Origin of the sequence: Streptomyces sp. 4N509B (assembly GCF_052245655.1) — a bacterium.
GTDB lineage: Bacteria > Actinomycetota > Actinomycetes > Streptomycetales > Streptomycetaceae > Streptomyces.
Window position 1 is genome coordinate 67,585 of record NZ_JBQQBZ010000007.1, and the last position, 22,844, is coordinate 90,428.

Annotated in this window: 20 protein-coding genes; 12 read left to right on the forward strand and 8 right to left on the reverse strand. The window is 73.6% G+C overall.

Annotated elements, in window-relative coordinates:
* Positions 1-27: 27 nt before the first annotated feature.
* The gene (gene lon / locus ACTWP5_RS09960; RefSeq protein WP_443220452.1) at positions 28-2,442 is read right to left on the reverse strand and encodes an endopeptidase La; all 2,415 of its coding nucleotides are present in this window, start codon (positions 2,440-2,442) and stop codon (positions 28-30) included.
* A gap of 311 nt (positions 2,443-2,753) precedes the next feature.
* Here lon and ACTWP5_RS09965 point away from each other — a divergent pair, with 311 nt between their 5' ends.
* Positions 2,754-3,650, forward strand: a complete 897-nt coding sequence (locus ACTWP5_RS09965) for an LLM class flavin-dependent oxidoreductase (protein WP_443220453.1) — start codon at positions 2,754-2,756, stop codon at positions 3,648-3,650.
* A gap of 143 nt (positions 3,651-3,793) precedes the next feature.
* Here the strand turns inward: ACTWP5_RS09965 and ACTWP5_RS09970 are convergent, their stop codons facing one another.
* Complete coding sequence (locus ACTWP5_RS09970) at positions 3,794-4,612, reverse strand: helix-turn-helix domain-containing protein (protein WP_443220454.1); 819 nt, start codon at positions 4,610-4,612, stop codon at positions 3,794-3,796.
* Positions 4,613-4,890: 278 nt separating this feature from the next.
* On the opposite strand from ACTWP5_RS09970, the gene ACTWP5_RS09975 reads away from it, so the two are divergent.
* Positions 4,891-6,570 carry an acyl-CoA dehydrogenase family protein gene (locus ACTWP5_RS09975; protein WP_443220455.1) on the forward strand — a complete coding sequence of 560 codons (1,680 nt, stop codon included), beginning with the start codon at positions 4,891-4,893 and terminating at the stop codon, positions 6,568-6,570.
* An 81-nt stretch (positions 6,571-6,651) separates the two neighbouring features.
* On the opposite strand, the gene ACTWP5_RS09980 is transcribed toward ACTWP5_RS09975, so the two are convergent.
* Both ACTWP5_RS09980 and ACTWP5_RS09985 read right to left on the reverse strand, forming a co-directional pair.
* Entirely contained in the window at positions 6,652-8,415 is a 1,764-nt protein-coding gene (locus ACTWP5_RS09980) for an MFS transporter (RefSeq protein WP_443220456.1), read from the reverse strand.
* Positions 8,416-8,498: 83 nt separating this feature from the next.
* On the reverse strand, positions 8,499-8,954 hold the full coding sequence (locus ACTWP5_RS09985) for a MarR family winged helix-turn-helix transcriptional regulator (RefSeq protein ID WP_443220457.1): 456 nt from the start codon (positions 8,952-8,954) through the stop codon (positions 8,499-8,501).
* 396 nt (positions 8,955-9,350) lie between these two features.
* Between ACTWP5_RS09985 and ACTWP5_RS09990 the strand changes: the two genes are divergently transcribed.
* The 10 genes from ACTWP5_RS09990 (at position 9,351) to ACTWP5_RS10035 (ending at position 19,361) form a co-directional block, all read left to right on the forward strand.
* The gene (locus ACTWP5_RS09990; protein ID WP_443220458.1) at positions 9,351-11,045 is read left to right on the forward strand and encodes a nitrite/sulfite reductase; all 1,695 of its coding nucleotides are present in this window, start codon (positions 9,351-9,353) and stop codon (positions 11,043-11,045) included.
* A complete protein-coding gene (locus tag ACTWP5_RS09995; protein WP_443220459.1) occupies positions 11,042-11,257 on the forward strand; it encodes a hypothetical protein in 216 nt (71 codons plus the stop codon). The genes ACTWP5_RS09990 and ACTWP5_RS09995 overlap by 4 nt, the downstream gene beginning before the upstream one ends.
* Before the next feature lie 9 nt (positions 11,258-11,266).
* Positions 11,267-12,031 (forward strand): phosphoadenylyl-sulfate reductase, encoded by a 765-nt coding sequence (locus tag ACTWP5_RS10000; RefSeq protein ID WP_443220460.1) that lies wholly within the window; start codon positions 11,267-11,269, stop codon positions 12,029-12,031.
* Between the two features lie 85 nt (positions 12,032-12,116).
* Positions 12,117-12,662 (forward strand): adenylyl-sulfate kinase, encoded by a 546-nt coding sequence (gene cysC / locus ACTWP5_RS10005; protein ID WP_443220461.1) that lies wholly within the window; start codon positions 12,117-12,119, stop codon positions 12,660-12,662.
* Positions 12,663-12,774: 112 nt separating this feature from the next.
* Positions 12,775-13,707, forward strand: coding sequence for a sulfate adenylyltransferase subunit CysD (gene cysD, locus ACTWP5_RS10010; protein ID WP_443220462.1), 933 nt, complete (start codon positions 12,775-12,777; stop codon positions 13,705-13,707).
* 2 nt (positions 13,708-13,709) lie between these two features.
* Positions 13,710-15,050, forward strand: coding sequence for a sulfate adenylyltransferase subunit 1 (locus ACTWP5_RS10015; RefSeq protein WP_443220463.1), 1,341 nt, complete (start codon positions 13,710-13,712; stop codon positions 15,048-15,050).
* Between the two features lie 489 nt (positions 15,051-15,539).
* Positions 15,540-16,700, forward strand: coding sequence for an ABC transporter substrate-binding protein (locus tag ACTWP5_RS10020; protein ID WP_443220464.1), 1,161 nt, complete (start codon positions 15,540-15,542; stop codon positions 16,698-16,700).
* A gap of 78 nt (positions 16,701-16,778) precedes the next feature.
* A complete protein-coding gene (locus ACTWP5_RS10025; protein ID WP_443220465.1) occupies positions 16,779-17,582 on the forward strand; it encodes an ABC transporter ATP-binding protein in 804 nt (267 codons plus the stop codon).
* Positions 17,569-18,480 (forward strand): ABC transporter permease, encoded by a 912-nt coding sequence (locus ACTWP5_RS10030; RefSeq protein WP_443220466.1) that lies wholly within the window; start codon positions 17,569-17,571, stop codon positions 18,478-18,480. Before ACTWP5_RS10025 ends, ACTWP5_RS10030 begins: the two co-directional genes overlap by 14 nt.
* 56 nt (positions 18,481-18,536) lie before the next feature.
* The gene (locus tag ACTWP5_RS10035) at positions 18,537-19,361 is read left to right on the forward strand and encodes a sirohydrochlorin chelatase (protein WP_443220467.1); all 825 of its coding nucleotides are present in this window, start codon (positions 18,537-18,539) and stop codon (positions 19,359-19,361) included.
* Here ACTWP5_RS10035 and ACTWP5_RS10040 read toward each other — a convergent pair.
* The 4 genes from ACTWP5_RS10040 to ACTWP5_RS10055 all read right to left on the reverse strand — a co-directional run bounded on the left by ACTWP5_RS10040 (position 19,358) and on the right by ACTWP5_RS10055 (position 22,817).
* Complete coding sequence (locus ACTWP5_RS10040) at positions 19,358-19,987, reverse strand: winged helix-turn-helix domain-containing protein (RefSeq protein ID WP_443220468.1); 630 nt, start codon at positions 19,985-19,987, stop codon at positions 19,358-19,360. The genes ACTWP5_RS10035 and ACTWP5_RS10040 overlap by 4 nt on opposite strands.
* 32 nt (positions 19,988-20,019) lie before the next feature.
* On the reverse strand, positions 20,020-20,829 hold the full coding sequence (locus ACTWP5_RS10045) for a TauD/TfdA dioxygenase family protein (protein ID WP_443220567.1): 810 nt from the start codon (positions 20,827-20,829) through the stop codon (positions 20,020-20,022).
* Positions 20,830-21,126: 297 nt separating this feature from the next.
* Complete coding sequence (locus ACTWP5_RS10050; protein WP_443220568.1) at positions 21,127-21,264, reverse strand: putative leader peptide; 138 nt, start codon at positions 21,262-21,264, stop codon at positions 21,127-21,129.
* Between the two features lie 551 nt (positions 21,265-21,815).
* Complete coding sequence (locus ACTWP5_RS10055; protein WP_443220469.1) at positions 21,816-22,817, reverse strand: NAD-dependent epimerase/dehydratase family protein; 1,002 nt, start codon at positions 22,815-22,817, stop codon at positions 21,816-21,818.
* Positions 22,818-22,844 lie beyond the last annotated feature (27 nt).

Here is a 22,844-nt window from a genome sequence, read left to right on the forward strand (position 1 = left end):
GGCGCCCTCCGGGCGGGCCGCTCGGCGTCACGCCGCGACCGTGATCTCGGTCGGCGCCTTCGCCGGCGTGAGCGCCAGCTCCAGCACCTGCCGGACGTCGGTGACGGGGTGCACCTCCAGCGTGGCGAGGATCTCCTCCGGCACGTCGTCGAGGTCCGGCTCGTTCCGCTTCGGGATGATGACCGTGGTCAGGCCGGCCCGGTGAGCGGCGAGCAGCTTCTGCTTGACGCCGCCGATCGGCAGCACCCGGCCGGTCAGCGAGACCTCACCCGTCATCGCCACGTCCGGCCGCACCTGCCGGCCGCTGAGCAGCGAGGCGAGTGCCGTGGTCATGGTGATGCCGGCGCTGGGCCCGTCCTTGGGCACCGCCCCCGCGGGGACGTGCAGGTGGACGCCGCGCTCCTTGAGGTCACCCACCGGCAGCTCCAGCTCGGCGCCCCGCGACCGCAGGTAGGAGAGGGCGATCTGGCCGGACTCCTTCATCACGTCGCCCAGCTGACCGGTGAGCGTCAGCCCCGCCCCGCCCGTCTCCGGGTCGGCCAGCGACGCCTCGATGTGGAGCACGTCCCCGCCGACGCCGGTCACGGCCAGCCCGGTGGCCACGCCCGGCACGGCGGTGCGCCGCACCTCCGGGTCCTGGGCCGCCTCCGGGGTGTGGTGCGGGCGGCCGATCAGCTCGCGCAGGCCGTCCGCCGTGAGGGTGAACGGACTGCCGGGTGTCAGCTCCAGCTCGCCCAGCTCGTGCCGGGCGGCGACCTTCCGCAGCAGCCGCGCGATGGACCGCTCCAGGGCGCGCACGCCCGCCTCGCGGGTGTACTCCCCGGCCAGCCGGCGCAGCGCCTCGTCCTCGATGACCACCTCGTCGGCACTCAGCCCGGCCCGCTCCAGCTGCCGGGGAACGAGGTGGTCACGGGCGATGGTGACCTTCTCGTCCTCGGTGTACCCGTCGAGCGTGACCAGCTCCATGCGGTCGAGCAGGGGCTGCGGGATGGCCTCCAGGACGTTGGCGGTGGCCAGGAAGACCACGTCGGAGAGGTCGAGCTCGACCTCCAGGTAGTGGTCGCGGAAGGTGTGGTTCTGCGCCGGGTCGAGGACCTCCAGCAGCGCGGCGGCCGGATCGCCCCGGTAGTCGCTGCCGACCTTGTCGATCTCGTCGAGCAGCACCACGGGGTTCATCGAGCCGGCCTCCCTGACGGCCCGCACGACGCGGCCCGGCAGCGCGCCGACGTACGTCCGCCGGTGACCGCGGATCTCCGCCTCGTCCCGGACGCCGCCGAGCGCGACGCGGACGAACTTCCGGCCCATGGCGCGCGCCACGGACTCGCCGAGCGAGGTCTTGCCGACGCCGGGCGGGCCGACGAGCGCGAGCACGGCACCGCCCCGCCGACCGCCGACGACGCCGAGGCCCCGCTCACCGCGGCGCTTGCGCACGGCGAGGTACTCGACGATGCGCTCCTTGACGTCCGTCAGGCCCGCGTGGTCGGCGTCCAGCACGGCACGGGCGCCGGGGACGTCGTAGGAGTCCTCGGTGCGGACCTGCCAGGGCAGGTCGAGGACGGTGTCCAGCCAGGTGCGGATCCAGCCGCCCTCGGGGCTGGCGTCGGAGGTCCGCTCCAGCTTGTCGACCTCCTTCAGCGCCGCCTCGCGCACCTTCTCGGGAAGCTCCGCGGCCTCCACCCGCGCGCGGTAGTCCTCGCTCTCGTCGGCGGCGTCCCCGTTGAGCTCGGCCAGCTCCTTGCGCACCGCCTCCAGCTGGCGACGCAGCAGGAACTCGCGCTGCTGGCGGTCGACCCCGTCCTGCACGTCCTTCGCGATGGACTCGGCGACGTCCTCCTCCGCGAGGTGCTCGCTCAGCCACCCCTCGGCCAGGCGCAGCCGCTCGACCGGGTCGACGGTCTCCAGCAGCGTGACGCGCTGCTCCGGCCTCAGGAACGGCAGGTACCCGGCGTTGTCCGCCAGGGCGGGGACCTCCTCGATCTGCTGCACGCGGTCCACGACCTGCCAGGCGCCGCGCTTGCGCAGCCAGCTGGTGGTCAGGGCCTTGTACTCCCTGACGAGCTCGGCGACCTCGGCGGGCAGCGGGGTGGGAACGGACTCCGTGACGGCGGTGCCCTCCACCCACAGGGCCGCGCCGGGGCCGGTCGTGCCGGATCCGATGCGCACCCTGCCAAGGCCCCGCACCAGCGCCCCCGGGTCCCCGCCGGAGAGGCGTCCGACCTGCTCGACCCGACCGATCACACCGATGCCGGCGTAGCTTCCCGCGAGCCGCGGCACGAGCAGCACGCGCGGCTTCTCCCCCCTGGGCGCGGCCGCCTGTGCGGCCTCGACGGCGGCGCGCACCTCGGGCTGGGACAACTCGAGCGGCACCACCATCCCGGGCAGCACAACCTCGTCGTCGAGCGGCAGCACCGGCAGGGTGAGCACATCGAGCGATGAAGACATGACCTCTCCCTCTGCAGGCAACTTGAGTCAGTGAGACTCAAAGACTGCTCTCTCAATGCCCTGGGGGCGGGGGATGTTCCCTCCGGGCGGCGGTGTTCGCTGTGAGCGATCGGGGCACCATGGGCGCGGGGCGCGCCCGCCTCGTACGGTCCCCTCAGCCTCACCGGACCACCACGGCCCGGCCGGGGCCAGCCCAGCGACCGACAAGCCACCGACGAACCACCGACCAGCCACCGACACACACGCCAGCGACCAGCACCGGCGACCGGCCCGTTGCCGGCCGGCAGCCGGCGCGGCGCAGAAGGAGCCCCATGACGACGTCGTCGCCCGTCAGCTTCGGACTCAACGTCGACCCGCACGCCGCCGGCCTCCCGGCCGCGGCGCGGATCACGGAGATCGCCCAGACCACGGGCCTGGAGTACGTCGGTGTACAGGACCACCCCTACGTCTCCGAGTTCGTCGACACCCTCTCCCTGATCACCTGGCTCGCGGCCACGACCGACACGGTGCGCTTCTTCCCCAACGTCGCCAACCTGCCGCTGCGTCCCCCGGCGATGCTGGCCCAGCAGGCCGCCACCATCGACGTCCTCTCGGGGGGCCGCTTCGAGCTGGGCCTGGGCGCCGGCGCCTTCGCCGACCGGATCGCCGCCATGGGCGGCCCCCACCGGTCCCACGGCGCCGCGCGGGCGGCGTTGAGCGAGGCCATCGACGTCATCCGTGCCAGCTGGGCGGGCGAGCCGTTCCGCCACGACGGCACGCACTACCAGGTGCCCGGGGCGCACCCCGGCCCGCGTCCGGCGCACGACATCGGCGTCTGGCTCGGCGTCGGCGGTCCCCGGGCGCTGCGGCTGCTGGGCGAGAAGGCCGACGGCTGGTCGGTCTCCAGCGCCTACGTGCCGCCGGAGGCGCTGCCGGGCATGAACGGCGTCATCTCCGACGCCGCACGCGAGGCCGGCCGCGACCCTGACGCGATCCTGCGCCTGTACAACGTGGCCGGCCTCGTCACCGCCGAGGAGGACGAGGCCGGCGAGAAGGCCGGAGACCCCTTCCACGGGTTCGTCGACCACTGGGTGGACACGCTGGTGCGGCTGCACACCGAGTGCGGGATGAACGCCTTCGTCTTCTGGCCCACCCGCGACCGCGAGCGGCAGTCGCTGCTCTTCGCCCGGGAGGTCGTCCCCGCCGCCCGCGACCGCCTGCGGCGCTGAGCGCCGCCCGGCCGCGGCCGACCGGCTGCCCGCCCGCCCCGGACCGGACCGGGGCGGGCGAGGTGCCCCCCGCCACGGAGCAGCGTGAGGGGGCGAAGCCACGGGAACGTGGCCCCCGGGCCGACAGGGAGGCGGCGAGCGCCTCAGACCTCCCGCAGCATCCGCAGCATCATGTCGCGGCTGCGGTCCGGCGGCGTGGCGTCGACGACGACGCGGTTCATGACGTGCTGGTAGTGCTCGATCTCCGCGTGCTTGTCCGGGTAGACGCCGCCGGTCAGCTGCTCCAGGTAGACCACGTCCGGCAGCTCGTCCCCCGGCGGTCGCAGCACGGTCACCGAGCCGCCGAGCCCGGCGTGGCCCCCCGAGGCGAACGGCATGACCTGGATCGTCACGTGCGGCAGCTCGCTCATCTCCAGCAGGTACGCGAGCTGGCGCCGCATCTCCCCCGAGCCGCCCACCGGCCGGCGCAGCGCCGCCTCGTCGATCACCACCCACAGCCGCGGGGGCGCGTCCCGTCGCAGGACCCACTGGCGCGCCAGCCGCAGCTCCAACCGCCGTTCCAGCACCTCGGGGTCGTCCTCGACTAGGTGGACGACGGCGCGGGCGTAGCCGGGGGTCTGGAGGAGGCCGGGCACGAACTGCAGTTCGTAGGAGCGGATCAGGACGGCCGCCTGCTCCAGCCCGAGATAAACGTTCAACCACACGGGGACGATGTCGTGGTAGATGTGCCACCAGCCCAGGCTGGTGGACTGCTTGGCCAGCGCCAGCAGGGTGGCGCGCTCGCCGTCGTCGGTGACGCCGTAGAGGTTGAGCAGCTCCTCGACGTCCTTGGTCTTGAAGCCGGTGCGGCCCATCTCCAGCCGGCTGATCTTGGAGTGGGAGGCCCGGATCTCCTCCCCGGCCTCCCCGCCCGTGATCCGGCGGGCCTCCCGCAGCTGCCGCAGCCTGGCACCCAGGATCATCCGGGACACGGTGGGCCCGGTGAGCTGGTAGTCCGGGCGGGGGCGCCCGCCTGCCCGGGGGCTCGTTCCCTGACGCCGACGGCGGTGGCCAGGCCGGCCCCCCGAGCGGTGTGCCCGACGTCCTCGACGGCTTCATCCATTTTCATGACTGCATCCATGACTGCTCACGAGTCCGAAGTCGTCCGTCGCCCTGATACGGCCACGCGAACGGCCAACTGTACTAAAAGCCTTCCCTCCGTGACTCCCCCTCAGCGGCGCGTCCCGCATACCGTGGCGTCATGACGCTCCCCACCCCCGGCTCGGGCACGAGCACGCACACCGTGACGAACCAGCCCCCGCCCCTGCGGGGATACGACGTCTTCACCGAGGACGCGGCGCTGCGGGAGGCCGTCGTCCGGCACGTCGACCCGGGCCTGGCGGACGAGGTCACGGCGGAGCTCTCCGAGCTGGGCCGGCTGGCCGGCTCTGCCGAGGCGCAGGAGTGGGGCGTGCGGGCCAACACCCACCCGCCGGTGCTGCACACCCACGACCGGTACGGCCACCGCGTCGACGAGGTCAGCTTCGACCCCGCGTGGCACCGGCTGATGGAGCGGGCCGTGGCCGCCGGCCTGACGGCGGCCTGGGTCCGCCCGGCCGGACAGCTGCGGCGGTCGGCGGCGTTCCTCGTCTGGAGCCAGGTCGAGGCCGGGCACGGCTGCCCGATGTCGATGACGCACTCCGCGGTGCCGGCGCTGCGCGCGGCGCCGGACCTCGCGGCGGTGTGGGAGCCGGCGCTCACCTCCCGCCGCTACGACCCGGGCCTGCGGCCGGTCGCCGAGAAGGCCGGCGCGCTGGCCGGCATGGGCATGACGGAGAAGCACGGCGGCTCCGACGTGCGGGCCAACACCACCCGCGCCGAGCCGCTGGCCGAGCCCGGCACCTACGCCCTCACCGGCCACAAGTGGTTCTGCTCGGCGCCGATGTCGGACGCCTTCCTGGTGCTGGCGCAGGCACCGGGCGGCCTCAGCTGCTTCCTGCTGCCGAGGGTGCTGCCCGACGGCTCGCGCAACGCGTTCCGTATCCAGCGGCTGAAGGACAAGCTGGGCAACCGCGCCAACGCCTCCAGCGAGGTGGAGTTCGACGGCACGACGCTGGCCTGGCTGGTGGGCGAGGAGGGCCGTGGCGTCGCGACGATCATCGGGATGGTGGCGGCCACCCGGCTGGACTGCGTGACGGGCTCGGCCGCGGTGATGCGCCAGGCCGTCGCCCAGGCCGTCCACCACGCCGCGTACCGGGAGGCGTTCGGCGGCCCGCTGATCGACAAGCCGCTGATGCGCAACGTGCTGGCGGACCTGGCGCTGGAGTCCGAGGCCGCCACCACGCTCGCGATGCGGCTGGCCGCGGCCGCCGACGCCGCCGCCTCGGGCGACGAGGGCGAGCGGATGCTGCTGCGGCTGGCGGTCCCGGCGGCGAAGTACTGGGTCACCAAGCGCTGCACCCCGCTCACCGCCGAGGCGCTGGAGTGCCTGGGCGGCAACGGCTACGTGGAGGAGTCGGGGATGCCGCGGCTGCTGCGCGAGGCCCCGCTGAACTCGGTCTGGGAGGGCTCGGGCAACGTCCAGGCGCTGGACCTGCTGCGGGCGCTGCGCCGGGAGCCGCGGGCGCTCACCGCGTACCTGACGGAGGTCGGCCGGGCCGCGGGCGGCGACCACCGGCTGGACGCGGCGATCAAGGAGCTGCTGACGCAGCTGGCCGACCTGGACGGCATCGAGGCCGGGGCCCGCCGGCTGGTGGAGCGCATGGCGCTGGTGCTCCAGGGCTCGCTGCTGGTGCGGTACGCGCCGGCGCCGGTCGCCGACGCGTTCTGCGCCTCGCGGCTCGGCGGCGACTGGGGCGGGGCGTTCGGCACCCTGCCGCACACCCTCGACCTGGCCGCCGTCGTGGAGCGCGCCCGTCCGCTGCCGGCCGGCGCCGCCTGACGCCCGCGCGGGCGCGGCCGTCGGGCGACCCGACCCCGGCGCGACTCGGCCGCCGGTCCGGCTCCGGCCGCCCCGGCGGCCCTACGCGTCGCTCGTGCTCGGCCGGCCGCCGCCGCTCAGCTCGGCCATCCCCGCCGCCGTCAGCCGGCGCGGCTCGCGGCCGGGCTCGACGAGCACCACCGGGCAGGGCGCGGCGTGGGTGAGCGCCGAGGTGAAGCCGCCCTCGGCGAACTGCGCCACCGGCCCGCGCGGCGAACGGCCGACCGCGACGGCCCGCGCCCCGAGTTCGGCGGCGTGCCGGGCCAGCGCCCGGCCGGCGGCGGCGTGGTCGCCGACGCTGGTCAGCACCTGCCCACAGGCGGCGACGCCGTCGGCGGCGAGCCGGTCGAGGTGGGCGGTGACCGCCCGCCGCGCGTCCGCGGCGTCCTCCGGCTCGATGGCGAGTTCCTCCACCACGACCGTCTCGCGGACGTGGACGACCTCCAGCGTGCTTCCCTCGTCGCGGGCGAGGGCGGCGGCGGCGTCCACGGCCGCGGCGGCGTCGCCCGCGGGGCCGACCGCGACGATGACCGGCCGGCCCTCGGGCGCGGGGGCCGGGCCGACGGGTTCGAGGAGGCCGAGGTCCTGCGGCACCGCCTCGCCCGCCGCCGCCCGCCGCTCCGCCGCGCTGATCAGCCGGTGTCCGGAGGCGAGGACGGGGATGGCCAGCAGGAAGGTCACGGCGCCGAGGAGGAAGGGGACGCCGAGGTCGGTGGCGTCGGCGAGCCTGCCCGCGGCGTACGGCGCGAGGCCGCCGCCGACGAAGCGGACGAAGCCGTACGCCGAGGAGGCGACCGGCCGCTCGACCGGCGCGACCAGCATGACGGCCTGTGTGGTGAGGGTGTTGTTGACGCCGATGAACGCGCCGCTGACGATCACCGCCGCGATGACGGTGGAGGGGCTGTCCACGCCGGCCGCGATGACTGCCATCACGACGGCGAGGCCGGCCATGGCGGCGTACAGCACCGGGGCGGTGCCGAACCTGGCCTGGAGGCGGGGGGCGACCAGGACGCTGAAGGCCGCCACCAGCAGGCCCCAGGCGGTGAAGACCAGCCCGATCTCGTGGGCGTCCAGCTCCATCGGGTAGGGCGCGTAGCCGAGCATGGTGAAGAAGCCCCAGTTGTACAGCAGCGCCATGACGCCCATGGTCGCCAGCCCACGGTGGCGCAGCGCCCGCAGCGGCGCGGACAGCGGGGTGCGCCGCCGCGGCCTGGGGAGCGAGGGCACGAACGCGACGGTGGCCAGGAGGGCGACGGCCATCAGGACGGCGACGCCGAAGAAGGGGCCACGCCAGCTGACGCTGCCCAGCTCGCCCCCGAGGAGGGGCCCGACGGCGATACCGAGGCCGAGCGCGGTCTCGTAGAGGATGATCGCGCCTGCGAAGCCTCCGCTGGCGGAGGCGACGATGACGGCGAGGCTGGTGGCGATGAACAGCGCGTTGCCGAGGCCCCAGCCGCCGCGGAATGCGACGATGCCGTCGACGGAGCCGGCGGCGCCGGCGAGCGCGGAGAAGACGACGATGATCGCCAGGCCCGCGATGAGGGTGGGCTTGGCGCCGAGGCGGCTGGAGACCCAGCCGACGCCGAGCATCGCGACGGCGGTGACGACGAGGTAGCTGGTGAACAGCAGCGACACCTGGCTCGGCGTGGCGTCGAGGTTCTCCGCGAGCGAGGGAAGGATCGGGTCGACCAGCCCGATGCCCATGAAGGAGATGACGCAGGCGAACGCCACGGCCCAGACGGCCTTGGGCTGCCGGAAGGGGCTCGCGGCGGGGCGGGGGTGTGGGGCGGTGGAGCGGGTGGACATGTGGGGGGTGCCTCCCGGGCGGACTGCGGTGGTGGAGCGGCGGCGCTGCCGTGTGGGGACGTGGATCGGCTCGGCCGGACGTGTCAGCCGGGCGGCTCGGGTCCGACGAGTCGGGCGAGGGCCGGGAGCGCGGCGGCCAGCGCGGCCCGCTGGTCGGGGTCGAGCCGGTCGATCCGCCGTCGCAGCGCGGCGGCGCGCTCGGCGCGGCGGCGGGCGAGGAGGTCGAGGCCGGCGTCGGTCGCCTCCACCAGCACGCCCCTGCGGTCGCCGGCGCTCGCGCCGCGGCGCACGAGGCCCTCGCGCTCCATGCGGGTGACGAGTTGCGTCATGCCCGGCTGGGAGACGCCCTCGGCGCGGGCGAGCTCGGTCAGCCGCTGCGGGCCCTCGCGCCTGAGGCGACTGAGCGCCGAGGAGGCGGCCGTGCTGAGGCCCCCGAGGGTGGACACCTGGCGCAGGAACCGCACGAGCTGTTCGAGGATCGCGAGAAGCTCCTCGACCGGTTCCCCGTCCTCGCTCCGATCGCTCGCCCAGGTGTCCATAATGCGATTATGTAAATCCGTTCACCCTCCGGCAACGTGACGCCGGTCTCACGGAAGCAAACACACCGGACGTGTGACGCTCACCACGCGAGTCTCGCATTTCGAGACCAGCACGTCCGCATGGTGGTTATTGGTGGACTCGAACGTCACCGCGTGCCACTCTGCCATCATGTTGCGAGCTGGAATTGCCCTGGTGAGTCGGCGCGATGTCGACCTCGGTCGAATGTCCAGCGCCATCTGTCCGGGGTGCTGAGAGCCGCGGCATCGCCGCTCGTGCGCGCCCCCGCCCTCGCGCCGGGTGCCCACCCCCACGCGTCCCTTGACTGATCTCTGCCCTGACGCCTGCGAAAAAGCGCGGGTCAGAGCCCTGCAGCCCGCGGAAGGACTCCGTAGACCATGTCCGAGACCCCGAGGAAGCCCGCCGCTCCCGCCCGTCGCAAGGCCGGACGTCACCGCGGCGAGGGCCAGTGGGCCGCAGGTCACTTCACCCCGCTCAACGGCAACGAGCAGTTCAAGAAGGACGACGACGGTCTCAACGTTCGGACACGCATTGAGACGATCTACGCACAGCGCGGGTTCGACGCGATCGACGCACAGGACCTGCGCGGGCGGATGCGCTGGTGGGGCCTGTACACCCAGCGGCGCCCCGGCATCGACGGCGGCAAGACCGCGATCCTGGAGCCCGAGGAGCTGGACGACGAGTTCTTCATGCTCCGGGTGCGGATCGACGGCGGTCAGCTCACCACCCAGCAGCTGCGCACCATCGCGGAGATCTCCCAGGAGTTCGCGCGCGGCACGGCCGACATCACCGACCGGCAGAACATCCAGTACCACTGGATCCGGATCGAGGACATGCCCGAGATCTGGCGCCGGCTGGAGTCCGTGGGCCTGTCCACCACCGAGGCGTGCGGCGACACCCCGCGCGTCATCATCGGCTCGCCCGTCGCCGGCATCGACGCCAGGGAGATCATCGACGGCACCCCCGCCCTGGAGGAGATCCAGCGCCGTGTGGTGGGGAACAAGGCGTACTCGAACCTTCCGCGGAAGTTCAAGTCGGCCATCTCCGGATCGCCGCTGCTGGACGTCGCGCACGAGATCAACGACGTCTCCTTCGTCGGCGTCGTCCACCCCGAGTTCGGCCCCGGCTTCGACGTCTGGGTCGGCGGCGGGCTGTCGACGAACCCCCGCCTCGGCGTCCGGCTCGGCGCCTGGGTGCCGCTGGAGGACGTCGCCGACGTTCACGAGGGCGTGGTCGGCATCTTCCGCGACTACGGCTACCGCCGGCTGCGCACCCGCGCCCGCCTGAAGTTCCTCGTCGCCGACTGGGGACCGGAGAGATTCCGCCAGGTGCTGGAGGACGAGTACCTGCTGCGGCGGATGGCCGACGGACCCGCGCCCGAGCAGCCGCCGCACGCCTGGCGCGACCACGTCGGCGTCCACCGCCAGCAGGACGGGCGGTACTACGTCGGCTTCGCGCCGCGCGTCGGCCGGGTCGACGGCACCACGCTGGCCAAGATCGCCGATCTCGCCGAGGCCCACGGCTCGACACGGGTCCGCACCACCGTCGAGCAGAAGATGATCATCCTGGACGTGGCCGAGGAGCAGGTCACCGCGCTCACCGAGGGCCTCCAGGCGCTGGACCTCACCACCACGCCCTCGGCCTTCCGGCGCGGCACCATGGCCTGCACCGGCATCGAGTTCTGCAAGCTCGCCATCGTCGAGACCAAGGCGCGCGGCTCCTGGCTCATCGAGGAGATGGAGCGCCGCCTGCCCGCCTTCGACGAGCCGCTCACCATCAACATCAACGGCTGTCCCAACTCCTGCGCCCGTATCCAGATCGCGGACATCGGTCTCAAGGGCCAGCTGGTCACCGACGCCGACGGCCGCCAGGTCGAGGGCTTCCAGGTTCACCTCGGCGGCTCCCTCGGCCTCGACGCCGGCTTCGGCCGCAAGGTCCGTGGCCTGAAGGTCACCGCGGAGGGCCTCGCCGACTACGTGGAGCGGGTGCTCAGGGCCTACCTGGACCAGCGCGAGGAGGGCGAGCGCTTCGCCCAGTGGGTCGCGCGCGCCGACGAAGGATCACTGACATGAGCGAGCGGGCGGCCCCGTTCTACTGCCCCTACTGCGGGGAGGAGGACCTGCGCCCGAGCGAGGCCGGACACGGCACCTGGGAGTGCGCGGCGTGCAACCGCGCCTTCCGCCTGTCGTTCCTCGGCCTGCTGGCCAGCGGGCTCGCCCGCCCGGCCGCCGGAGGAGCTGTCAGCGACGACAGCGACTCCGACGGAAGCGGAGAAGGAAGCTGAGGGAGCTCCTTGAACACCACCGCAGCAGTCACCACCGTCCCCACCGCCACCCCCACCCCCACGAGCGGCGCCACGCCGGAGTCCCGCACCCCCGAGGAGCTGCGCGCGCTCGCCGAGCGCGCCGGCAGGGAGCTGGAGGACGCGCCCGCGCTGGAGATCATCCGCTGGGCCGCCGACACCTTCGGCCCGCGGCTGTGCGTCACCTCCTCCATGGAGGACGCCGTCGTCTCCCACCTCGCCTCCCGCGTGCTGCCCGGCGTCGACGTGCTCTTCCTCGACACCGGCTACCACTTCCCCGAGACCCTGGGCACCCGGGACGCCGTCGCGGCCGTGATGGACGTGAACGTCATCACACTCAGCCCTCGCCTGAGTGTGGCCGAGCAGGACGCCAGGTACGGCCCCAGGCTGTACGAGCGCGACCCCGACCTGTGCTGCGCCATGCGCAAGGTGAAGGTGCTGGAGGAGGGACTGCGCGAGTACGATGCCTGGGCCACCGGGCTTCGCCGCGACGAGTCCCCCACCCGCGCCAACACCCCCGTCGTGGGATGGGACGCCCGACGTGAAAAGGTGAAGGTCGCCCCGATCGCACGGTGGACCAGCGCCGACGTGGAGGCGTACGTCGCCGAGCACGGTGTCCTCACCAACCCCCTGCTACAGGAGGGCTACACCTCCATAGGGTGCGCCCCCTGCACACGCCGTATAGCGGAGGGCGAGGACCCCCGTGCCGGCCGCTGGGCCGGGCTGGCGAAGACCGAATGCGGTCTGCACACCTGACCGGAGAACCCCTAGGGTTCACCCAGAGCCCGGCAACACGGGGCAACACAAGGACATCAATCTACGGATAGCGAGGACGCCGGAGATGAGCGAGACCGGCCAGGGTGCCACCATCTGGCTCACCGGCCTGCCCAGCGCGGGGAAGACCACCATCGCCCGCGCCCTGGCGAAGCGGCTGGAGAGCGACGGACAGCGGGTGGAGGTGCTGGACGGCGACGAGATCCGCGAGTTTCTCTCCGCCGGACTGGGCTTCGCCCGTGAGGACCGGCACACCAACGTGCAGCGCATCGGCTTCGTCGCCGAGTTGCTCTCCTCTCACGGCGTGAAGACGCTGGTCCCGGTCATCGCGCCGTACGCCGCGAGCAGGGAGGCGGTGCGCAAGCGCCACCAGGAGGCCGGCACCGGGTACGTGGAGGTCCACGTGGCCACGCCGGTCGACGTCTGCTCCCAGCGCGACGTGAAGGGCCTCTACGCCAAGCAGGCCGCCGGCGAGCTCTCCGGTCTGACCGGCGTGGACGACCCCTACGAGGTGCCGACCGATCCCGACCTGCGGATCGCCACCCACGAGCAGACAATCGAAGAATCCGCCGAGATGCTCCACAGGCTCCTCGCCGAGCGAGGTCTGTTGTGAGCGGAGCGTACGAGAAGGCCCACCACCCGGGCATGACCGTGACGCCGGTGACGGCGGTGGTTACAGTATCGAGGCTGCGGGGGTGCAGGAGCGAGCGAAGGGAAGACGCAGCATGACGGCAGCCCAACCATCCCCCGAGGACGTGAACGCCTTCGCGCTCTCGCACCTTGACGTGCTGGAGTCGGAGGCGGTGCACATCTTCCGCGAGGTGGCAGGCGAGTTCGAGCGGCCGGTGATCCTCTTCTCCGGCGGCAAGGACTCCATCGTCATGCTGCACCTCGCGTTGAAGGCGTTCGCCCCCGCCCCGCTGCCCTTCGGGCTGCTGCACGTGGACACGGGACACAACTTCCCCGAGGTGATCGCGTACCGCGACCGCGTCGTGGAGCGTCACGGCCTGCGACTGCACGTGGCCTCCGTGCAGGAGTTCATCGACCGCGGCCAGCTGCGCGAGCGCCCCGACGGCACGCGCAACCCGCTCCAGACCGTGCCGCTGCTGGACGCCATCGAGAGGAACCGCTTCGACGCGGTCTTCGGCGGCGGCCGGCGGGACGAGGAGAAGGCCCGCGCCAAGGAGCGCGTCTTCTCGCTGCGCGACGAGTTCGGCGGCTGGGACCCGCGCCGGCAGCGCCCCGAGCTGTGGCAGCTGTACAACGGCCGCCACGCGCCGGGCGAGCACGTGCGCGTCTTCCCGCTCTCCAACTGGACCGAGCTGGACGTCTGGCAGTACATCGCCCGCGAGCGGATCGAGATCCCCGAGATCTACTTCGCCCACGAGCGGGAGCTGTTCCTGCGCAGCGGCATGTGGCTGGCCCCCGGCGAGTGGGGCGGCCCGAAGGACGACGAGACCGTCGAGACGCGCCTGGTGCGGTACCGCACGGTAGGTGATATGTCTTGTACGGGAGCGGTCGAGTCCGACGCGAAGTCGATCGATCAGATCATCGCCGAGATCGCCACCTCCCGCCTGACCGAGCGCGGCGCGACCCGTGCTGACGACAAGATGTCGGAGGCTGCGATGGAAGACCGCAAGCGCGAGGGGTACTTCTGAGCATGACCAGTCCAACCATCGAGATCAACGACACCTCGCTGCTGCGCTTCGCCACCGCCGGCTCGGTCGACGACGGCAAGTCCACGCTCGTGGGGCGGCTGCTGCACGACTCCAAGTCCGTGCTGGCCGACCAGCTGGAGGCCGTCGAGCTCGCCTCGCGCAACCGCGGCCAGGCCGCCCCGGACCTCGCGCTGCTGACCGACGGCCTGCGGGCCGAGCGCGAGCAGGGCATCACCATCGACGTCGCCTACCGGTACTTCGCGACACCCCGCCGCCGGTTCATCCTCGCGGACACCCCGGGCCACGTGCAGTACACGCGGAACATGGTCACCGGCGCCTCCACCGCCGAGCTCGCCATCATCCTCGTCGACGCGCGCAACGGCGTGGTCGAGCAGACCCGCCGGCACGCCGCCGTCGCCGCGCTGCTGCGCGTGCCGCACGTGGTGCTCGCGGTCAACAAGATGGACCTGGTGGACTACGCCGAGACGGTCTTCGCGGCGATCGCCGAGGAGTTCACCCGGTACGCCACCTCCCTCGGCGTCCCCGAGGTCACCACCATCCCGATCTCCGCCCTCGCCGGGGACAACGTCGTGACTCCCTCGTCCGTCATGGACTGGTACGGCGGCCCGACGGTGCTGGAGCACCTGGAGACCGTCCCGGTCAGCCACGACCCGGCTCCGGACCCGGCGCGCTTCCCGGTGCAGTACGTGATCCGACCGCAGACGACCGAGCACCACGACTTCCGCGGGTATGCCGGGCAGATCGCCTCCGGCGTGCTGCGGGTCGGCCAGCAGGTCGTCGCGTTGCCGTCGGGCCGGACCAGCACCATCGAGAGCATCGACGTCCTCGGGCGGCCGGTGACGGTGGCCGCGGCCCCGCAGTCGGTGACGATCACCCTCGCCGACGACCTCGACATCTCCCGTGGCGACATGATCGCCCCGGCCGAGGGCGCGGCCGAGCCGGTGCGGGACATCACCGCCACGGTCTGCCACCTGCACGACCGGCCGCTGACCCCGGGCGCCCGGGTGCTGCTGAAGCACACCACGCGCACGGTGAAGGCGATCGTGAAGGAGATCCCCTCCCGGCTGACGCTGGACGACCTGTCCCAGCATCCGGAGCCGGGACAGCTGGTGGCCAACGACATCGGCCGCGTGGTGATCCGCACCGCGGAGCCGCTGGCGCTGGACGCCTACGCGGACTCCCGTCACACCGGAGCGTTCCTGCTCATCGACCCGTCCGACGGCGCCACCCTCACCGGGGGCATGGCCGGCGACGCGTTCGCCGAGGCCGCGGCCAAGACGGCGCCCGCGCCGCGGCCGGACGACGAGGGGTGGGACTTCTAGATGACCCAGGCGGTGCCCGCCGTGCTCACCCGACTCGGGAGCACCGGCGGGCACCGCCTTTTGGATGTATTTTCCACCTTTGCCAAGGAGGGGGGCCGCGTCGGAGGCGGCACCCTCGGCAGTGGGCAGGGCGGCATCGCCCGATGTGCGGGCTGACGCCACCCCGGCCGTAGCGGCTCGGGGGCGCACGCGTGCCCGCGTGCGCGGAGCCTGTCACGTGTACACCGAACCCCACCGGGCCTTTTCGTTTGTCTCCGCCAGGCCGGTGACCGTTCGGTTCCCCTGTTGCCCGATCTCTGACGCCTGACCGCTGACGCCCTCGCACGGTCACTGCGTGCTGCCTTCCGATCACCGACGGCTGAGTGGTCCTGTCGGTGATCGCCGATCGCGGGTCGCCGACCACGGGTTGTCAGCGCCGAGCCCTGCCGAGATCCGACGCGCGCCGCCGTGCCGCTCGCGCGCGCCGGGCTGCCGAGAGGACGTCCTGCTGTGCAGTCTGCTGCCTTCCCCTTCCCCTTCCGCTCCGGCTCCCCCTCCCCCGCCTCCGCACGTTCCCGCCGCCTTCTCCTCGCCGCCGCCGCGCTGCTGCCGCTCCTGGCCGCCTCCGCCTGCGGCTACGGCTCCCGCGCCGAGGCCGACGAGTCCACGACCCTCCCGGCGGGCTCCGGCCCCGCCCTATCCACCGACGAGGTGTCGATCGGATACTTCGCGAACATCACCCACGCCACGGCCGTGGTCGGCCTGGCCGAGGGCGGCGTCATCCACCAGGAGCTCGGCGGCACCGCCGCCACGACCCAGATATTCAACGCGGGCCCCTCGGCCATCGAGGCGCTGAACTCCGGCGACGTGGACCTCACCTTCATCGGGCCGAACCCCACGCTCAACGGCTGGGCCCAGTCCGGCGGCGAGAACCTCCGGATCGTGGCCGGCGCCGCCTCCGGAGGCGCGTCCCTCGTCGTCAACCCGGACACGGTCTCGGGCCTCGACGACCTGGCGGGCCGGACCCTGGCCAGCCCCCAGCTGGGCAACACCCAGGACGTCGCCCTGCTGAACCACCTCAGGGAGAGCGGCTTCCACGTCGACCCCGTCGACGGCTCCGGCGACGTGACCGTCCTGCGGGTCCCCAACGCCGAGATCCCGGCCGCCTTCAGCAACGGAGACATCGACGGCGCCTGGGTCCCCGAACCCACCGCCTCGCTCCTCGTCGAACGCGGCGCGACGACGCTGCTGGACGAGGGCGAGCTGTGGGAGGACGGCCGCTTCGTCGTCACCCACCTCATCGCCTCGCAGTCCTTCCTCGCCGAACACCCCGACGTCGTCGAGGCCGTGGTGCGCGGCGTGGTGCGGACGGGCGCCTGGATCACCGAGCACCCCGAGCAGGCGAAGTCCACGTTCAACGCGCAGATCGCCGCCCTCCCCGGCGGCAGCGAGCTCCCGCCCGAGGTCCTGGACCCCGCCTTCGACCACGTCGAGTTCCTCCACGACCCGCTGGCCGGCACCCTCCTGGCGAGCGCCGAACACGCCACCGCCGTGGGCCTGCTGGAGGACGTGGACCTGACGGGGATCTACGACCTCTCCGTCCTCAACGCGGTGCTCCGGGAGGAGAACCTCCCGGAGATCTCCGACGACGCCGGGCTCGGCGTCGAGTGACCCACCACGCAGCCGCGTGACCCACGCAACCCACGCGGCGGGGAAACCGCTCCATCCCCTTCACCTGGAGGTGCCTCGATGGCCTTCACACTCGACAAGCCCGACGGGACGGCGGGCGAGGCGGCGCGACGCGCGGGCTACGCCGTCCGCTTCGACCACGTCTCCAAGTCCTTCGGCCGCGCCGGAACCCACCAGCTCGTGCTGGACGACATCAGCCTGGACGTCGGTCCGGGGGAGTTCGTGACCCTGCTCGGGGCCTCGGGCTGCGGCAAGTCGACGCTGCTCAACCTCGTCGCCGGGCTCGACCAGCCGTCCTCGGGGACGATCTCGGTGCCCGGTGGCCGTCCGGCCCTGATGTTCCAGGAGCACGCGCTCTTCCCGTGGCTGACCGCCGGCGGCAACATCGAGCTCGCGCTGCGGCTGCGCGGCGTCGCGAAGAACGAACGCCGCACCGAGGCCGAGCGCCTGCTGGACCTGGTCAGGCTCACGGGTGCCCACGGCAAGCGGGTCCACGAGCTGTCCGGTGGCATGCGGCAGCGGGTCGCGTTGGCCCGCGCGCTGGCCCAGGACAGCCAGCTCCTGCTGATGGACGAGCCGTTCGCGGCCCTCGACGCCATCACGCGCGACGTGCTCCACGAGGAGCTCAGCCGCATCTGGACCGAGACCGGCGTCTCGATCCTCTTCGTGACCCACAACGTCCTGGAGGCGGTGGTGCTCGCCGAGCGCATCGTGCTGCTCTCCTCCCGGCCGGGACGGGTCGTCCAGCAGTGGGACGTCCACCTCAAGCGGCCCCGCCGCGTGCAGGACCACGACGTCTCCGAGCTCTCCGTCGAGATCACCGAACGCCTCCGGGAGGAGATCCGCCGCCATGGCCAGCGCTGACACCCACACGACCCCGAGGCCCGGAGACGGGGACGACGCCGAGCTCGCGGGCCTGGGGGCCGGGCTCGACGCCCTCGACAGCCGGGGCGAGGCCGAGCGCACGCCGTTCGGCCGGATCCTGCTCACCCGGGCCCTCCCGCCGATCGTGGCGATCGCCGTCGTCCTGACGGCGTGGCAGCTCGCCTACTGGGCGGAGGTCAAGCCGGACTACGTCCTGCCGAGCCCGCTCGACGTGGGCGGGACGGTGCGGGAGATGTGGCTGGAGGGCACGCTCCACGAGTACGTGTGGACCAGCGTCTCCCGTGGCATCCTCGGGTTCCTCGTCGCGATCGCCGTCGGCACCCCGCTCGGCCTCGTGGTCGCGCGCGTGAAGGTGGTGCGGGCGGCGATCGGCCCGATCCTCACCGGTCTCCAGTCGCTGCCCTCCATCGCCTGGGTCCCGGCCGCGATCCTGTGGTTCGGGCTGACCAACGGCACGATCTACGCCGTGGTGCTGCTGGGCGCGGTGCCCTCCATCGCCAACGGCATCGTCGCCGGCGTCGACCAGATACCGCCGCTGTACCTGAGGGCGGGCCGGGTGCTGGGCGCCCGGGGTCTGGCCAGCGTCCGGCACGTGCTGCTGCCGGCCGCGCTGCCCGGATACCTGGCGGGGCTCAAGCAGGGCTGGGCGTTCTCCTGGCGCTCGCTGATGGCGGCCGAGCTGATCGTGAGCTCCCCGGCGCTCGGGACGGGTCTCGGACAGCTGATGGAGAACTACCGCACGATGCAGAACATGGCCGGGGTGCTGACCGCGATCACCCTGATCCTGCTCGTCGGCGTCGCCATCGACCTGCTGTTCTTCTCCCCGCTGGAACGCCGTGTCCTGCGCGGTCGGGGACTGCTGGCACGCGTCAGCTGACCCCGGTCCGCCCCGTGGGCGCGCCGTGACGGGTGCGCCTATCGGACAATAGGGACATGGATCCGCCCGCTCCCGCGATGCTCATCGTCGCCCACGGCAGCCGCGACCCGCGGCACGCGGCCACCGTGTCGGCGCTGGCCGCGCGGGTGCGGGCCCTGAAACCCGCGCCGCGGGTGGCGGTGAGCTTCCTGGAGTTCGACGTCCCCGGCGTGCCGGCGGCGCTCGCCCGCCTGCACGCCGGGGGCGAACGGCGCGTCGTGGTGCTGCCGCTGCTGCTCAGCCCCGGCTTCCACGCCAGGACCGACATCCCGGCCGTCCTCGCCGAGCAGGCCGCCCGCCTGCCCGGCGTCTCCCTGCGCCAGGCCGCGGTGCTCGGGCAGCGCCCCACGACGCGCGACGCCGCCGCCGGGCTGCTGGCCGCCGCCCTCCAGCGGCGGCTGGCCGAGGCCGGGCTGCCGGAGGCGGGAGGGCCGCCGGGCGACCGGGCCGCGACGGGCGTGGTGCTGGCCGCCGTCGGAACCCGGGACGAGGCGGGGACCGCGGCGATCGAGCGGTTCGCCCGCGTCTGGCAGCGCGTCGCGGGCTGGGCCGCGGTGCGGCCGGCGTACGCCACGTCCACGCCGCCGCGCACCGCGGACGCCGTCCACGCCCTGCGCGCGGCCGGCGTCCGTCGGTGCGCCGTCGCGCCCTACGTGATCGCTCCCGGTCTGCTGCCCGACCGCATCGAGGCGGGCGCCCGACGCGCCGGGGCGGACGTCGTGGCTCCCGTGCTCGGCGACGCCCCGGAACTCGCGCGCCTGATGCTGCTGCGGTACCACGAGGCAGCCGGGGACGGCGCCGGCCTGGACGGGGCCCCGGGCCGGCGGCCCCCGCGGAGCTAGCGGCCCGCCCGCGCCGCGGGGACGTACTTGTACCCAACCCGACGGACCGTCACGATCCGTTCCCGGTACGCCACGCCGAGCTTGCGTCGCAGCCGGGCGATGTGCACGTCCACGGTGCGCTGCTCCCCCACGGGCCCGTAGCCCCAGATGGTGGCGACCAACTGCTCGCGGGTGTAGACCCGGTGCGGGTGGCGCACCAGGTGGGCCAGCAGCTCGAACTCCAGGTACGTCAGGCGCAGGGTCCTGCCGTCGACGCTGACAGTGCGCCGGTCCAGGTCTATGTCCAGCCCCGAGGAGGCCGGCGGCGGCTCCGGGTCCCCGGCGGCGTCCGCGAGCCGCAGGGGCTCCGGCGGCTCGCCGTCACCGTCGGGCTCCGTCGGCGACAGCAGCTCCGTCAGCTGGGAGAGCTGCGTGCCGGCGGGGGCCAGCACCAGGTACCCGACGAGCGGCACGGTGCCGTCCGGGCCCTCCTCGCCGTGCTGCGGGCCGGCGGCGAACCCGGCCGGAACGCCGTCGGGCGCCAGGGTCAGGGCTGCCTCCGGCGACACGGACGGCCGCGCCAGTCCGGCGAACTGGGCCGCCGCGTCGGACAGTGTCGATACGGGAACGGCTGCGAGCTTCCGCATGGTCGTCTCCTTCCTCGGTTTTCTCGCGCCGTTCACGCGACGGCTGCTGACGCCTGGTGCGTGGCCTCGTCACCCTCGACGAGGGTGCTGCGCTCTCCGTCGATGCCGGCCGGGACGTCGCCCGCGACGGTGACCCGGTGCAGCAGGCGTGGCAGCTCGCCGTGGTCGGCGGGCGTGTACCGCTGGGTGACCCGGTTGTCGACGACGAGCAGGTCACCCGGGGCCCAGCCGACGCGGACCACGTTCTCGGGCCGTGTCACGTACGACTGGAGGATGCGCAGGATGTCGCGGGACTCGTCGGCGGACAGGCCCAGCACGCGCCGGGCGAAGGAGCCGATGAACAGGCCGCGTTCCCCGGTCTCGGGGTGGACGCGCACGACGGGGTGCGCGGCGCGCCAGGGCCCCGGCGCGGCCTCGTCGTGGGCGTCGGGGACGTGCACCGCCCAGAGCTGCTCGGCCAGCCGGCGCAGCGGCAGCGGCAGGGCCTGGTAGGCGGCGGTGGCGCTGGCGACCAGGGTGTTGCCGCCGTAGGGCGGGACGATGAGGCTGCGCAGCGTCGTCACCTTGGGAGGGCTGCGCAGGTAGGACGCCTCGCCGTACCACTGGCTGGTCCGTCCCCGCGTCGCCTCCTCGCTGCTGACGCGGCGGGGGTCGGACTGCCCCTCGCCGAACAGCGAGGCGATGCGGAGCTGGGCGGCGTCGTCGAGCCGCTGGCCGCGGAAGAGGAGGGCCTTGTGTTCGAGCAGGGCCGCGTTGATCTCGGCGACGACGCGGGCGTCGAGGTTCTCCGAGAGGTCCACGCCGGTGAGTTCCGCTCCGACGCGCCCACCCAGGCGGCGGATGTCGAAGGGGCTGTCGGCGGACCCGCCGGAGGGACTGTCGGCGGGGCCGTCGGGAGAACTGTCGGGGGGAGGGGTCACGGTGGGTGCTGCCTTTCGGTCATCGCGCCGCCCCGGGTCCTCGGGGGCGATGGATGTCTGTGCCGGGTGAGCGCGGAGTGTCACGGATGTGGCCGGGCGCCGGCACCCGTCGGGCGGGCGCCGGTCGTTCTCACGGGGTCGTCACGTCACCGGCTCTGGCCGCGCCGCGCTGGACGAACAAGCCGCGGGCAGGCGGGGGTGAGAGGGGCCGGGCGTGGCTCAGCGGCCCGTGGCACAGATCGCGCTGGCCTGACGTCGCAGATCGACGTGCAGGCGGGCTACGAGAAAGTCAGCTTGACTCACGGTATATGACCATGCCAGCCATGTGACACGACCGTCAAGGTACGACGGTGGCATCTCGGACAGTGGGACGCGATGGTCCACCGCGTGTCCGTGGCCGGGCACCGCCCGGCCAGCGGTCCCGAAGCTCCGGGCGTTCGCCGGTCAGGACCGCCGGCCGGGCGGCCCACCCCGGGACGGGGGCCCATCGTAGTGGAACATTCACGTCCCGTATGCATCGACGGACACGTCGCGTCCGTCCGGCCGAGGATGGCCGTTCCTCGTCCACGGACGCCGGGCGGCGGCGGCCGGACGGCGGCCGAGGAGCCCGTCCCGGGCCCCGCGCCGCACGGGCGTGAGGTCGCTCCGACGACACGCCGTCACGCCGGGTGCCGGGGGCGGCCGTCCACATCGCCGGAGGCGGCGGACCGCCGCCGGGTGCTCCGCCCTCCCCACGCGCACGGGGAGACGCCGTACGGGACGGCGTCGAGGCGGCGCCCCGCGTACTCCGGGGGGAGCCGCCTGCGTCCGAGCCGTTGGGCGGCCCGGCTCCGCGCCTGTGGCCCGCGGATCGTCCGACGGTGACCGGACGCCGGTGCCGAGGCCCGGCCCGTCACCGCCGACGCGCGTCAGCCCGCCGCCAGCAGACGCTCCTCCGTGGCACGGTCCAGACCGACCGGCGCCAGGCCCTCCGGCGGCGGTGGCGGGCCGCCCACGGACTCCAGCCACGCCCAGGTGTCCGCGACCGTCTCGGTGACGGGACGGCAGCGCAGCCCGGCGGCGAGCGCCTTCGCCACGTCGGAGCGGTGGATGGAGTCGTGGAACGGGCCCGGCGGGGTCCAGACCGGCAGCTGCGTCCAGGGCGCGATCCCCGCGTCGAGAATCCGCTGGGGGTCGGTCCAGCGCAGCGTCGCGTCGGAGCCGGTGACCTCGACGCAGGCGTCGAGCAGCCCACCCATCGTGGTGTGCCCGGACGGGCTCACCACGTCGAACGCGCCGCCCAGGCTCTGCTCGGCCGCGTCGAGCAGGAAGGCCGCCAGGTCCCGCGCGTCGACCAGCTGCAGGGGCAGCTCACGCGGCCCCGGGGCCAGCACCGGCCCGCCGCGGGCGACGCGGTCGAGCCACCACGGCAGCCGGCCGACGTCCTCGCGGGGGCCGAGGATGAGCCCGCAGCGCAGCAGCAGGGCCCGCTCCCCGAAGGACTCCACGGCCGCCAGCTCGCCGCCGCGCTTGTCCTCGGCGTACGCCGTGGCGGGGGCGTCGGGCGAGGAGGCGACGACGGGCCCCTCCTCCGTGAGCCCGGCCGGCATCGGCCAGGTGTACACCGACCGGCTGGAGACGTACGCGTACCGTTCGGCGCGCCCGGCCAGCAGGCGCGCGGCGTGCCGCACGGCGCGCGGCGCGCCGTTCCAGGTGTCCACCACCAGGTCCCAGCCGCCGTCCGGGAGTGCCGCGAGACCGTCCTCGGCGGCGCGGTCGGCCCGTACGACGCGGACCCCTGGCGGCGGCGGCTGCCTCCCGCGGTTGACCACGGTGACCTCGTACCCCAGGGCCTGGGCCCGCGCCACCACGGCCGGCCCGACGAACCCCGTGCCGCCCAGCATCAGCAGTGTCCGCTTCGTGTCCGTCATGCCGTCAAGACTGGCCCACCCGCGGCC